The sequence below is a fragment of the Lysinibacillus sp. 1 U-2021 genome (assembly GCF_029916965.1).
Lineage (GTDB): Bacteria > Bacillota > Bacilli > Bacillales_A > Planococcaceae > Lysinibacillus > Lysinibacillus capsici.
The window spans coordinates 4,605,001-4,617,655 of the sequence record NZ_CP123966.1 but is presented as its reverse complement, the minus strand read 5'-3'; the positions used below and the strand labels follow the sequence as shown (position 1 = coordinate 4,617,655).

Annotated in this window: 9 protein-coding genes, 1 rRNA gene, 3 pseudogenes and 1 other annotated feature; of the genes and pseudogenes, 7 read left to right on the top strand and 6 right to left on the bottom strand. The window is 37.4% G+C overall.

Features of this window, described 5'->3' with window-relative positions; all coding sequences use genetic code 11:
* Nucleotides 1-43: 43 nt before the first annotated feature.
* From QH639_RS24545 to QH639_RS24525, 5 genes and pseudogenes are all read left to right on the top strand, one after another.
* Nucleotides 44-1,336, top strand: a complete 1,293-nt coding sequence (locus QH639_RS24545) for a deaminase domain-containing protein (protein ID WP_259420530.1) — start codon at nt 44-46, stop codon at nt 1,334-1,336.
* A gap of 14 nt (nt 1,337-1,350) precedes the next feature.
* A complete protein-coding gene (locus QH639_RS24540; protein WP_259420528.1) occupies nt 1,351-2,046 on the top strand; it encodes an Imm3 family immunity protein in 696 nt (231 codons plus the stop codon).
* Nucleotides 2,047-2,189: 143 nt separating this feature from the next.
* Nucleotides 2,190-2,384 carry a hypothetical protein gene (locus QH639_RS24535; RefSeq protein WP_281115379.1) on the top strand — a complete coding sequence of 65 codons (195 nt, stop codon included), beginning with the start codon at nt 2,190-2,192 and terminating at the stop codon, nt 2,382-2,384.
* 60 nt (nt 2,385-2,444) lie between these two features.
* Nucleotides 2,445-3,392 carry a DNA/RNA non-specific endonuclease gene (locus QH639_RS24530; protein ID WP_281115378.1) on the top strand — a complete coding sequence of 316 codons (948 nt, stop codon included), beginning with the start codon at nt 2,445-2,447 and terminating at the stop codon, nt 3,390-3,392.
* Nucleotides 3,393-3,535: 143 nt separating this feature from the next.
* Nucleotides 3,536-3,772, top strand: a pseudogene (locus QH639_RS24525) (O-methyltransferase); the annotation flags it as partial.
* Nucleotides 3,773-4,046: 274 nt separating this feature from the next.
* Here the strand turns inward: QH639_RS24525 and aceB are convergent.
* Nucleotides 4,047-5,645: a malate synthase A gene (gene aceB, locus QH639_RS24520; protein ID WP_131522758.1), complete on the bottom strand. Its 1,599-nt coding sequence runs from the start codon at nt 5,643-5,645 to the stop codon at nt 4,047-4,049.
* 112 nt (nt 5,646-5,757) lie between these two features.
* Nucleotides 5,758-7,041, bottom strand: coding sequence for an isocitrate lyase (gene aceA, locus QH639_RS24515; RefSeq protein WP_131522757.1), 1,284 nt, complete (start codon nt 7,039-7,041; stop codon nt 5,758-5,760).
* Between the two features lie 214 nt (nt 7,042-7,255).
* On the opposite strand from aceA, the gene QH639_RS24510 reads away from it, so the two are divergent.
* Complete coding sequence (locus QH639_RS24510; protein ID WP_281115377.1) at nt 7,256-7,927, top strand: LytTR family DNA-binding domain-containing protein; 672 nt, start codon at nt 7,256-7,258, stop codon at nt 7,925-7,927.
* Nucleotides 7,928-8,016: 89 nt separating this feature from the next.
* Here the strand turns inward: QH639_RS24510 and rrf are convergent.
* Nucleotides 8,017-8,132: ribosomal RNA gene (rrf, locus tag QH639_RS24505) — 5S ribosomal RNA — on the bottom strand.
* 123 nt (nt 8,133-8,255) lie between these two features.
* Nucleotides 8,256-8,381 (bottom strand) — a sequence feature (23S ribosomal RNA rRNA prediction is too short).
* 152 nt (nt 8,382-8,533) lie between these two features.
* A pseudogene (locus QH639_RS24500) lies at nt 8,534-9,127 on the bottom strand (Ig-like domain-containing protein); the annotation flags it as partial.
* Between the two features lie 196 nt (nt 9,128-9,323).
* Here QH639_RS24500 and QH639_RS24495 point away from each other — a divergent pair.
* A complete protein-coding gene (locus tag QH639_RS24495) occupies nt 9,324-9,449 on the top strand; it encodes a hypothetical protein (RefSeq protein WP_281115376.1) in 126 nt (41 codons plus the stop codon).
* Nucleotides 9,450-10,231: 782 nt separating this feature from the next.
* On the opposite strand, the pseudogene QH639_RS24490 reads toward QH639_RS24495, so the two are convergent.
* Both QH639_RS24490 and QH639_RS24485 read right to left on the bottom strand, forming a co-directional pair.
* Nucleotides 10,232-11,158 (bottom strand): annotated as a pseudogene (locus QH639_RS24490) (Ig-like domain-containing protein); the annotation flags it as partial.
* 960 nt (nt 11,159-12,118) lie between these two features.
* Nucleotides 12,119-12,643: a phage tail protein gene (locus QH639_RS24485; protein WP_066038390.1), complete on the bottom strand. Its 525-nt coding sequence runs from the start codon at nt 12,641-12,643 to the stop codon at nt 12,119-12,121.
* Nucleotides 12,644-12,655 lie beyond the last annotated feature (12 nt).

Genomic DNA, 12,655 nt, shown 5'->3' with positions numbered 1-12,655 from the left:
ATTGTTGTCAACTTCAATAATAGAAGCTCAGAGAATTACCTTCTTGTACGGCGCAGCGATAAAGAGCGGAGGGGCGAAAGGAAAGAGCGCTAAGAAATCCTCTAAAAAGAAAAGCGCCACGAAGAAAAAACAACGGAAGTCCAATAAAAGGAAGAAAAAGAAAAAACGCAAGAAGAAAAAGAAGAAGTGGGGTAAATTCTTTACCAAGGCACGGAAGCTCTATAATAAACTAAGCAAAAGTAAAATAGCGAAGCAATTTAAGAAAGTAGTAAAAAGAGCTGTCCTAGCGGGTAAGAAAACCTATAAACAAGCAGTAAACAAAACGAAAGCCGTTTATAACCAGACAAAGCAAGCGGTAAAGGAAGTAAAACAAACAACGAAGGAACTAGCCATCAAAACGAATTCAGCTGCAAAAGCGGTGATAAAGGACATCAAAAAACCAGTTGTCAAGTCACTTAATAGCTGCAAAGAAATCGGCAAAGATTTCAAAAGTGGTCTGGACAAAAGAGCAGATAAAGCACTCGATTCTCCATATGATTTTGTAAATTATCTAACTCTAGGTGCAGTAGATGGTATTTGGTCTGGAGCCAAAGGTAGAGCAGATAAGATGCTCGATTCACCTTCTGATTTTTTCAATTATGCAACATTTGGTTTCACGGGGATGGTCCAAGGTGCGGTGAATCCGAAAGACCCGTTATCGAAAGAACATTGGTTAGATAGTTTTGGCGTAGCCACGTCAATGTTAGGGGTTAAAGGTGCGTCAAGTACAAAAACAACTAGTGGATTTTCATACAGTCCTTCTATTAGTATCCCTAAGAATAATTTGAAAAATAATACAAATAATATGGATAGATTTCCGACTAAGCAAATCGATCCTGTTATAGACAAACATATTATTGAAAAAGTTGCAACAGCGAGAGGGCAATTATCTAAGAAATATAAAGAACAGGGTAATTTTGCATACGCAGAAGTAGATGTTTCCGGAATTGATAAAAAAGATTTCTATGCCCACAGTGGAATTCATGATGCCTCAAAAAAAATTCCTGGAACAGAAAAATTTTCTTTTAAACCACAAAATCCAATATTTCAGGCTACTGAAGCACCTAATAAAGCAGGACAAAGCTTTTTAAGAGATGGAGATACTGAATATAAAATTTTAAACGATTTAGCAGAGAAAATTGGAAATAATAATGAGGTTAAAGGGACAATAAGGTTATTTACAGAAAAAGATACATGTGATAGTTGTAATCTTATAATTCAACAATTTGATGAGAAGTATCCAAATATTAAAATTGAAGTAATTCATAATAATGATAATAGTATATTACCAAAATAATCAGGAGGGTTCTTATGGTTTATAGTTATGAAGAATATGAAGAATATATTTTAGAAGATTATAATGATTTAGTTGGGGAAAAAATGAGTAAAGGAGAGGCGATTGCAAGAACATTTAATGAATATGACATGTTAGCCAAAAAAAGTGAAACAGATAAAGCAATGTTTTGTATAATATTTTCAGAAATAGCGTTAACTCATGAAAAGATTTCACATTCTTTCATGAATTATATTGAACAATCACTAAAGGAACTTGATTTCAAAGCAATTAAACAAGAAAATAGTTTAACAATTGAACAGTTAAACAGTTTAAAAAATCGAAGAGATTATGTTTTACAAGAGTTGAAAAAAAAGCCATTAAATTATTACCCAATAGTTTGTTGGTATTATAATGAACTAAGCGAAGAAGTTCAGAAATTCATTGACGATTTTATAAAAGAAAGCGAAAGGTTAGAAGCAATTATTTCAAATGTATTACAACGATTTGATAGAGATTGTAAAAATACTAATAGTGAAAAATTTATTATTTACACAACACTAGCGGAAAGTATATATAATCATCAAATAAAGGATGTACTTGGTATTAACGAGCTAAAACTTGAATTGGAATCGTTTAGGATTGCTGATATAACTGATGAACAACTTACAGAAGAAGAACAAGAAAAGTTATCGGAACGAATTAAAAGTGTCTTATCTAAGTTAAATTTCTAAAAGCATTGATTAGTAAAGGTTAGTTCTAGCCCTAAACCCACAAGGGTTTAGGGCTATTCTTATATTAATTGAAAAGGGTATAAGAAAAGTTTAAATTCTTTACCAAGGCACGGAAGCTAAAAAATAGTTTATCCAAGAGTAAATTGGTTAAACGGGCGAAAAAGGCAATTAAAAAAGCTGTTCTGACCACGAAAAAGGTTGTGAAAAAAACAAAGGCCGCTGTTTCGAAGGCCAAGCAACAGGTAAAGGCCGCTGTCCAACAGACGAAGCAGGTCGTCAAAAAACAAGTACTACCAGCGATGAAAAAAGCTGCACAAGCAACGACCAAAGCTGTGTAAAATGCTGTAAAACCTAAAATTCTGTTAAATACGCTCCAAACGGGCTTAGATATAGTCGGGATGGTCCCCGTTGTAGGAGAAGTAGCGGATGGCGTAAATGGTATTATTTATGCGGCAAGAGGTGACAAGGTCAATGCGGCCCTCTCCTTTGGCGCTATGATTCCAGTAGTGGGTAATGCGGCAACAGCTGGTAAATGGGTCAATAAAGGTGCGAAGGCAGCGAAGGGTATCAGTGAAAGTGCTCAAAAGGCGAATAAAGGTCTTTTAGGCAATGTAAAAGAAAAAGTCAACAAGCAAGTCTCAAATGTAAAAACCCAGATCCAAGCCAGAGTAGACGAAGTCAAACAACAGCTGCGTCAGCTAGGAGCCCCGCAGATGGAGTTGGCAGGTGCGAACGTTGGACGGATTTCGGATACAGGATCGGTTGGAAAAAATACGTCCTCCTCGAGTCCGAAGCCATCTAATTCCCAACCACCACAAAATGGCTCGAATAAAAAGCCTGCTGAAGCAACTAAGGGAAAAGTTGGACCGTCTCACGAAAAAGTGGATTATGGTGATCATTTTACGAAGAGTGGTAGAAAAAAAGTTTTAAAACCAAATGTAGAATACAAATCTCCAGATGGTTATACTTACCGTACGGATAACAATGGACGTATTACTGAATGTGAAGGAACGCTTATTCTAGGCACTGCAGAACGAAACGCATACGCACAGAGAACTGTGGGAGGAAAAGATAGATTACCTGATGACGACGGTGGACACTTAATAGGAGCACAGTTTAAAGGGCCAAAGGATATCGATAACCTAGTTCCACAAAATAGCCAAATTAACCGTTCTGGTGGTGAATGGTTCAATATGGAGACTGAGTGGGCAAATGCATTGAAAGAAACACCTCCGAAAAAAGTTACTGTACAAATTAATCCGACGTATTCATCAGCATCAGAATCTAATGTTAAAGCTTCTTCGGCATCTATACTGTCAATTGATACTGTTGTAGTTCCCCCTTGAATATTGCATCCTGTAATCATGAATAAAGCTAATGCGATCAAACCATAGAATAATTTTTTTATTTTCAATTTACCCACCTCTTTTATATAGACACCCACCATCTACTAAAAGTTACATATTCAACTAAATTTCTTCGTTAGTTGAATAACCCCGCTTACTTGAGGTGGGCGTTAAAATTAGCAAACTCTGGCGCTCTTATTATTGCAGATAATGTTGTACGTAATGGTGAGGTAATTAATGAAAATAGTGAGGTTGAACGTGTTACAGGCGTACAAGAATTTATGGATTTAATAAAAGCAAACCCGAGAATTGAAGCAACAGCTATACAAACAGTTGGTGTCAAAGGGTATGACGGCTTTGTACTAGCCATAGTAAATTAGCATAGAAAAACCGCGTAACTAAAAAAACAGTTACGCGGATGTACTATATAAAAGATGCCTTACTGCTCCCCATCTAAGCTAGTAAGACATCTTTATCCCTTAAAATCTCTTAACTTTTATTTATAGACCCCTTTTAAATCAATCGTGCTCATCTCTTTAAACGGGGGAACAGACCCCGTCACGTTATGTTAGTGGAATAGGCTGGATTGTACCCGAGGGCAACCCATTTATAGTTATTGGGAAAGTTTGATATGTTGGATAGTAGACTTATATTTTATGCTAATTTTTCATACCCTGGAAGTGTCAAGAATTCCGCAAATTCATCTTGTTCAATTAAGGATTTAAACAGTTCAGCAGCTTCTTCATAGCGACCACTGTTATAAGCTTGTTCCCCAACAGCCTCTTTAATTTTCACAAGTTCTTCTTCCAATATTTCTAAAACAAATGCTAATGTAATACCACGTCCATCATCTAAGATTCCTTTCGGATGACGGATCCATTGCCATACTTGTGTACGAGAGATTTCTGCTGTTGCAGCATCCTCCATCAAGTTATTAATTGGTGCCGCTCCGTTACCTCGAAGCCATGAAGCAATATATTGTACACCAACACTACAGTTAATGCGTAGTCCTTCAATTGTAATTGTTCCTTCTGGTACAGCTACTAAATCTTCGGCAGATACTTGTACATCCTCACGCTTTTTATGAATTTGGTTAGGCGTTATCATAATAGCATCAAATTGCTCCATCGCTGTTGCAACCATACCAGGATGTGCTACCCATGTACCGTCATGCCCCTCTGTTGCCTCACGACGTTTATCTTCTGCCACCTTTGCAAATGCGACTGCATTCGCCTCATCATCATTTTTAACTGGAATTTGAGCTGCCATTCCGCCCATTGCTGGTGCATTTCGCTTGTGACATGTTTGAATACATAAAGATGTATAGGCTTTCATGAAAGGTACCGTCATCGTTACTTGCCCACGGTCTGGCAAAATAACATCCGCTTGATTGCGTAGACGCTTAATGTAGCTGAAAATATAATCCCAACGGCCACAATTCAAACCAGCTGAATGTTCACGTAGCTCATATAAAATTTCATCCATCTCAAAAGCAGCTAAAATTGTTTCGATTAATACAGTAGCTTTTATTGTCCCCTGTGGAATACCAATATAATCTTGAGCAAACACAAAGACATCATTCCATAGTCGAGCCTCTAAATGACTTTCAAGCTTTGGTAGATAGAAATATGGCCCTGTACCTTGTGCAAGTGCGTTTTTGGCATTGTGGAATAGATATAAACCGAAGTCAAAGAAACTGCCTGAAATCGGCTCTCCATCCACCAGGACATGCTTCTCAAGCAAGTGTAGACCTCGTGGACGAACTAACAGCACTGCTGTCTCATCATTTAATTTATATGTTTTACCATTGGATGCTTGTGTAAATTCAATCGTCTTATTAATAGCATCACGCATATTAATTTGACCGCCAATCATATTTTCCCATGTCGGAGAAGATGCATCCTCAAAGCATGCCATGAACATTTTTGCTCCAGAATTTAACGCATTAATAACCATTTTCCGATCAACTGGCCCTGTAATTTCAACACGGCGATCTTGCAGGTCGTTTGGAAGTGGTGCGATTACCCAATCACCTTCACGAATATGCTTTGTCTCTGGTAGGAAATCCAGCTTCTCTCCCGCATCAAGTCGTTTTTGGCGTTCTTGTCGAGCCTCCAACAGCTCCTTGCGGCGAGCATCAAATTTTTCGTGCAGGGCAAGAACAAATTCAAGAGCTTCAGGTGTCAAAATTTCATTAGTTTGCTCGTTTTGTTCTCCAACAATTTTAAGCTTACCTGTCGTTGCTTGTTCCATTAGCTGTTTACCCACCTTTGCCATTTTAGTTTCGTCATCCTCCGCTTTAGGAGGAGCGGAGGAGACTATTCTATGATTATGAATTTAGGAAAACACGTATTTAAACTACGACTTATACAAACTGTTCTGTTTCAGTAGAACCTGCCATTGCTGTTGTAGAAGAAGTACCACCAGAGATAACTTGAGAGATTTCATCAAAGTATCCAGTACCTACTTCGCGTTGGTGACGTGTAGCTGTATAGCCTTTAGACTCAGAAGCAAATTCTGCTTGCTGTAGCTTAGAATATGCAGCCATACCATTATCTTTATAGTCATGAGCAAGCTCAAACATAGAGTGGTTAAGCGCATGGAAACCTGCTAAAGTAACGAATTGGAATTTATAGCCTAATTTACCAAGTTCGCGTTGATACTCTGCAATTTCTTCTTCTGAAAGATTTGCCTTCCAGTTGAATGAAGGTGAGCAGTTGTATGCAAGCATTTTACCTGGGAACTCAGCATGAATAGCTTCAGCAAATTCTCTAGCTTCTTCAAGTGATGGTTTAGAAGTTTCACACCAAATTAAATCTGCATATGGAGCATAAGCTAAACCACGAGCAATTGCTTGTTTGATTCCAGCTTTTGTACGGAAGAAGCCTTCAGGTGTGCGTTCACCTGTGATGAACTCTGCATCACGTGGATCAATATCTGATGTAACCATATCAGCAGCATCAGCATCTGTACGTGCAATTAAAATTGTATCTACACCCATAACATCTGTTGCTAAACGTGCAGCTACTAAGTTACGAACAGCATTTTGTGTTGGAAGTAATACTTTACCTCCAAGGTGTCCACATTTCTTTTCAGATGCTAATTGATCTTCTAAGTGAACACCCGCTGCTCCTGCTTCAATCATACCTTTTACAAGCTCGAATACGTTTAGAGGCCCACCAAAACCTGCTTCTGCGTCTGCTACGATTGGCGCGAACCAATCAAATTGATCAACACGTCCTTCAGCATGATCAATTTGATCTGCACGTTGAAGCGCTTGATTAATTCGTTTTACTACTGCTGGTACAGAGTTAGCTGGATATAATGATTGGTCAGGATACATTTGACCAGACAGGTTTGCATCAGCAGCTACTTGCCAGCCTGATAGATAGATAGCCTTTAATCCAGCTTTTACTTGTTGTACTGCCTGATTCCCCGTTAATGCCCCCAATGCATTGATAAAAGGTTCCTCATGTAATGAATTCCAAAGTCGAGTAGCACCTTTTTGTGCTAGTGTTTGTTCAATTACTACTGTCCCCTGTAATTTAACAACCTCTTCAGCTGAATATGTGCGTTCAATACCAGCCCAACGTGGGTTTTCAGCCCAATGTTTTTCTAAAGCTTCGATTCTTTCTTGACGAGTTGACATATTGAAATTCCACCTTCCCCTTTGTGTACAATATACTCTGTTAAAAAACTTTTAATTATCTGTTCCATAACAGGTTTATTTGTTGTAAATTAATATATAACAGACTATTTGAATTTTCATTATTTTTCGATAAAAGATCAAATTTTAAGGATAAAACTACCTTTTTTGACGATGAAATTTGGAAGACTGTTTACAAACAAGGGGGATATTCACAATGAATAATGAGTTAAATTCTTTCGTAAAAGATATTTCACAACAATATATTTTTATGTTGAAAGACTGGATACCTGCTGATTCATCCATTGCGATTGCTGTTGAAAATGCTTATATTTATTTTCACTCTGGTCACCACAGTATTCATTTAGAGGTAGGTCAACAAGTATTACCTGGGAGTATTGCGGACCAAGTGTTACAGACTCATAAAAAAACAGATGCTATTTTAGATAATTCCCTATTCGATACGCCTTATTACGGCATTGGTTATCCCATATACATTCAAAATAAGCCTGCTGCTCTTGTCATTGTCCTACCGTCATCATTTACAACAAAAAGAGCAGAACCATTTCAATTTTTAACCGGAAAGCAAGAGGAGGAATGGAATCCTGTAGCAATTAATAAAATATCTCATATTGAAAGCCTACAGAAAAAAACATGGTTTTATGTAGAGGGTGATCAGTATAAAACGAGTATTACACTGAAAGAACTTCAATTACGATTACCATCATATTTTATTCGTATCCATAGATCTTACATTGTAAATATACATTTCATAAAAAAAATGGCACGTGATTTAACGTCAAATTTTATTGTCACTTTAATTGATGGAAGTGAGTTACCAGTGAGTCAATCTTACCTAAATGATCTTCGGAGTGCTCTTGAGTTTTAAGTATATAGGACTGTCCTTTTCGGGGGATAGCCTACTTTAGACTGAGCACAACAAAAAAGACCAGAGAATAAATTCTCTGGTCTTTTTTTGCCTAGCGACGTCCTACTCTCACAGGGGGAAGCCCCCAACTACCATAGGCGCTAAAGAGCTTAACTTCCGTGTTCGGTATGGGAACGGGTGTGACCTCTTTGCCATCATCACTAGACTATGATCGACCTTCCATACACGGATTATTGGTGTATCTAGAAGCTCTCTTTTTAGAAAGATTTGCTCTTTCAAAACTGGATAAACGGCACATTGAATGTTTCAAACGTTTTTGGTTAAGTCCTCGATCGATTAGTATTCGTCAGCTCCATGTGTCACCACACTTCCACCTCGAACCTATCTACCTCATCGTCTTTGAGGGATCTTACTTACTTGCGTAATGGGAAATCTCGCTTTTATTAAATTACCTGTATTACCCAGTATTATGATAGGGTCCTGATGTTTATACTCCTTTGAATCTGTTGGTACTATCCCCCCATCAGCCCCGTTACTGTCATACGTAACCGTTGCAACAGGATCAGGTGTTGATGATCCTCCATCTCCTGGTACATTGTTTTTAGACCACAAAGCATACAAGATCAAATTCCCTTTCCCCATTTGAATCGTTTGCCCAATTTTATAAGTAGCACCTTTTCCATCAGCCTTCGTATTCCATCCGACAAATGTATAGCCTGCTTTTATTAAATTACCTGTATTACCCAGTATTGTGATAGGGTCCTGATGTTTATACTGCTTTGAATCTATTGGTACTATCCCCCCATCAGCCCCGTTACTGTCATACGTAACCGTATATATTTGCAGTGCACTAGTCGTAAAATTCCAGGAAGTATTATTAGTAATACCTTTATACGCATTACCTGCTACATCCGTAAATGCACCTGCGTCAATTTGAATGCTGTAAGTGGTGTTATGGGATAAATCCAATGTAGGATTTACTGTCACAGTTTCATTAGTAACAGAAACATTTGCTTGTGTAACAGCAATTGTTTCGACAATTTGGTTGTCTGTAGCATTTCTTATGACAATATTTTTACTAGTTACAGGTAAGACCCTTTCATCAAATGTTAATACAAGATTATCTGCAGGCTGTACAGCAATTGCCTGATGCGCTGGGAAATAGGTTGTTATTTCAGGAGAAATTTTATCAAATATCACAATTGTCCCTGATGAAATCTCGGTTACCTGTAAGCCCTCATTCCCTGCAATATCTTGAAAATCAATTGTAAAACTGATAGGTCCCTCTAAGTCTATGGACTTTAACGTATAGCTTGCTTGCCATGTTTTAGCATCCCCATCACCTTTATCATTTACATTTGCTGTTTGTCCTAGGATTGATACATTCGGTGATTGAATGTCCTCACTTGTCTCAAAGTCGATTGTGATTACATCGTCTACCTTAGCAACTGTTGGATTAGCATTATTTGAAGCCATTGTCACCTTTTTTACTGTTGGCTTTACGCTATCGACAATGACATAGCTTCCATCAGTTACGTCCGTTACCTCTATTGCCGAATTACCTAACAGATCTTTAAAGTTAATTGTAATAGGTGCTGTTCCCTCTAAATCACCATTGACTATAACATATGTTGCCTGCCAGTTTGTGGATGCTCCTGTTACAATAGCAGCTTTCCCCAAAATGGTAATTATAGGTGCTTGTATATCTTTATTTGTTTTCATTGTTAAGGTGATCGTATCTCCTACTTTAGCCTTTGTAGGATCCAGATTATTCGATTTGATCTTTACCTCTACAGCTTTTGGCAGAGCTTTATCAATCACAAATGAAATGGTTGTGGTATTCCTTGCACTATCTGTTACTACCAAAGTATAATTTCCAGATGTACTTACAGTGGCTCCACTTGAAAAGGTTGCTCCATTCAGGGTAGCAGTTCCTTCACTAAAACTAATCGTTACATCCGTGTTATAAACACCGTTATTTGTAACCCCTATTATGACTGGTGGTGTTGTATCTAGAACAATTGTATCTGAAAATGTATTTGATATATTGCCAGCAGTATCCCTTAGTTGCATATAAACTGTTTTACTACCTTCTCCATAGGATAAAGTCCAACTTTTCGTAGATATTTTTGACTCCCAACTGGACCAAGTAGTACCATCATTCGAAAAGCGCATTTCTATCGCTTCTCCTTCTAAATCAGTTGCCGTCATTGTTAAGTTAACATTAGTAGAATTTGTATATGCTTCCCCATTATTAATCATAATAGAGCCTGTTGGTGCATTATTTTTAGTAATCTGGATTGTAAACTTCTTGTCAAACGTATTGCCAGCCTCATCTGTTACTCTTATCGTAATCTTATAACTATTTTTCGTATCATATTCAAACGACATATTTGTCTTTAATACATTTCCATCAATCGTAAAGAAGCTTGTATCCCCAGACTGTAATGAATACGTGAATGTTTGCGAGCTTCCTGAATCTGTTGCTGTCAATGTCCCAACAGTTGTACCAATAGGCTTCATTTCTTGTACAGTAGTATTACTAAGACCTATTTCGGTAGGTGGTGTACCATCATAAATTATTTGTAATTCATTTGATGCTTTATTCAATGCACCTCCACTATTTGCAACTATCTTTTCAGGAATTTTGATTTTCACAGCTCCATCAGCAATAGGTGATATAAGAGCTGTATATGTGGTACCACTCCCTGACAGAATTGCCACATTTCCATTTGTAACTTCGATATCCCCAATCATAAAGCCTGTCACTGACTCACTGAATACCAAAGTTATAAGAATTGAATTGCTATTTGTTGGACTAGAATCATTTGGTATAATTATCACTGCTGGACGTGCATTGACGACTAGCTCCATTGTATAGTCAGTACTAAAATCGATACCATCACTTACCTTAAATGTAAAAGATGAAGATGTGCCATTTTCCGTAATATATCTTAAATTACCTGCATCTAAATTAGCCTTACTAATTGTCATACCATTTGTAATAGCTTCCCCACCATCAAATTGCTGATTATTGTTGTTATCAAGAAAGAGCTGTCCGCTATTTGGGATAGTAGAGATTTGAATCTGTTGCAAAGTATCTCCAGCATCTTCATCTGAAAAAGCAAAAGAAGTACTAGTAAATGTATACACTTGACCCTCGTTTACATTTTCGGTTCCATTACTGGATGTCGGTGGTTTATTTAATGCAGTGATTGTTACCTCCTGCATCATATAGGCACTCTTATTGCCATCAATATCTTTGACAATGACATTAAAATAATAGGTTGTATTAGCTACAAGACCTGTAACATTAAAGGAGTTACTATCTTTGGTATAACCGCCTAACGGTGTCCCATTCAATTCTATGGTACTAACCGTATCAATATTGTTACTACTAGATTGATAGACTTGATATTCTAAATCCTCTTGAGCTGTTATATCATCAGATGCTTTAGCCCAGTCCAACTGTACGCCTGAGGTAGTAATATTTGAAGAAGTTATAGCACCATTTGTAATTGTTGGTGGACTATTATTTGGGATATCAATCGTAAATTGGGTAAACGTTAAATCCCATAGTCCCGCCTGTACAGTAGGTATAAAATTTACACTCGCAGTAATGACAAATGAGTTGATTCCTTCTATATTAATAGGAATATCATAAATAGGCTCATGATTTGCAATTGTCTTAAAAATTACAGGATTTCCTTTTGGGTTTCCTGCCCCATCATACCCTTGAATTGTTATGGACAATGCATCGTTTTCAGGATGTTTATTAATCGTATTAATTTTTAATGATTTTAAATCGAAGATCCCACCTGCAAAGCTTTCCCCAGCAGAAATTCTAATTGATTTTGGTGGTGAATATTCATCTGCATCAAAATAATAACCAGCTGGAAATTGTGATCCATTGCTATATGTGAATAAATTAATACCATTATCACCAGGAATACCGCTTACTACAAAGCCATTATTTGTGTCATCTTTCCACGAAGCTTGAGTTAAATCCTGTATACAACTTGGAAAATCTGGCGAATCGCAAGCAGCCGCCTCCACTTTTAAAGGTGAAACGAACCCTAATCCCATCAATTGACTATAAGCGACCAACACCAAACACAGGGTTATGGTTAATATCTTTTTTCCCATTCTATATTCTCCTTCTTGGTTTCACACCCTTCATTTAATGAATCGTTAACTCTTAGGAGGCCATTCCCCATATAAACAAATAATAAAGTTCAGTCCTAAATATGGCTGCATATTGTTATGTGGTTGACTTCCTCCAACAGCATTAACCGTCATTAGATTCATTTGTTTATTTACTTGTGACGTATAAACTGGGACAGTTCCTTTCCCTTGCTGATCTGTCCATATTGCACCCGTTGGATCATTATTAGTGGTTTGAAGATTGTTACAATTTGCTAGATGATTATGACTAGGCATCTCATTTTCCAACAGCGTTACAGAGGGGGCACCACCACTACTCCCTATAATTCTAGGCGTTAAACCTACACCTGTTCCTTGATGAATAGCTGCTCTACCATTTAAATTTGGTAATGCAAAGGTTGTTTTACCATCTCCTCCATATCTGTTACCCAAAATAGCATATAATGCACTATTCGAGGCAATGTTTATTATCTGACCATCACACAAAGCCCAGTCTTTTGGTGCAAAATTACCGCCAAATATTCTAATTTCTCCAATATATGCTTCTGACACTTTGCCCACCTC

Bases quoted from the DNA above. Each gene is read 5' to 3' on its own strand.
- QH639_RS24540 (WP_259420528.1), top strand. From the start codon at position 1,351: ATGGTTTATAGTTATGAAGAATATGAAGAATATATTTTAGAAGATTAT.
- aceB (WP_131522758.1), bottom strand. From the start codon at position 5,645: ATGGAACAAGCAACGACAGGTAAGCTTAAAATTGTTGGAGAACAAAAC.
- QH639_RS24495 (WP_281115376.1), top strand. From the start codon at position 9,324: ATGTCCTCACTTGTCTCAAAGTCGATTGTGATTACATCGTCTACCTTA.
- aceA (WP_131522757.1), bottom strand. From the start codon at position 7,041: ATGTCAACTCGTCAAGAAAGAATCGAAGCTTTAGAAAAACATTGGGCT.
- QH639_RS24510 (WP_281115377.1), top strand. From the start codon at position 7,256: ATGAATAATGAGTTAAATTCTTTCGTAAAAGATATTTCACAACAATAT.
- QH639_RS24530 (WP_281115378.1), top strand. From the start codon at position 2,445: ATGGTCCCCGTTGTAGGAGAAGTAGCGGATGGCGTAAATGGTATTATT.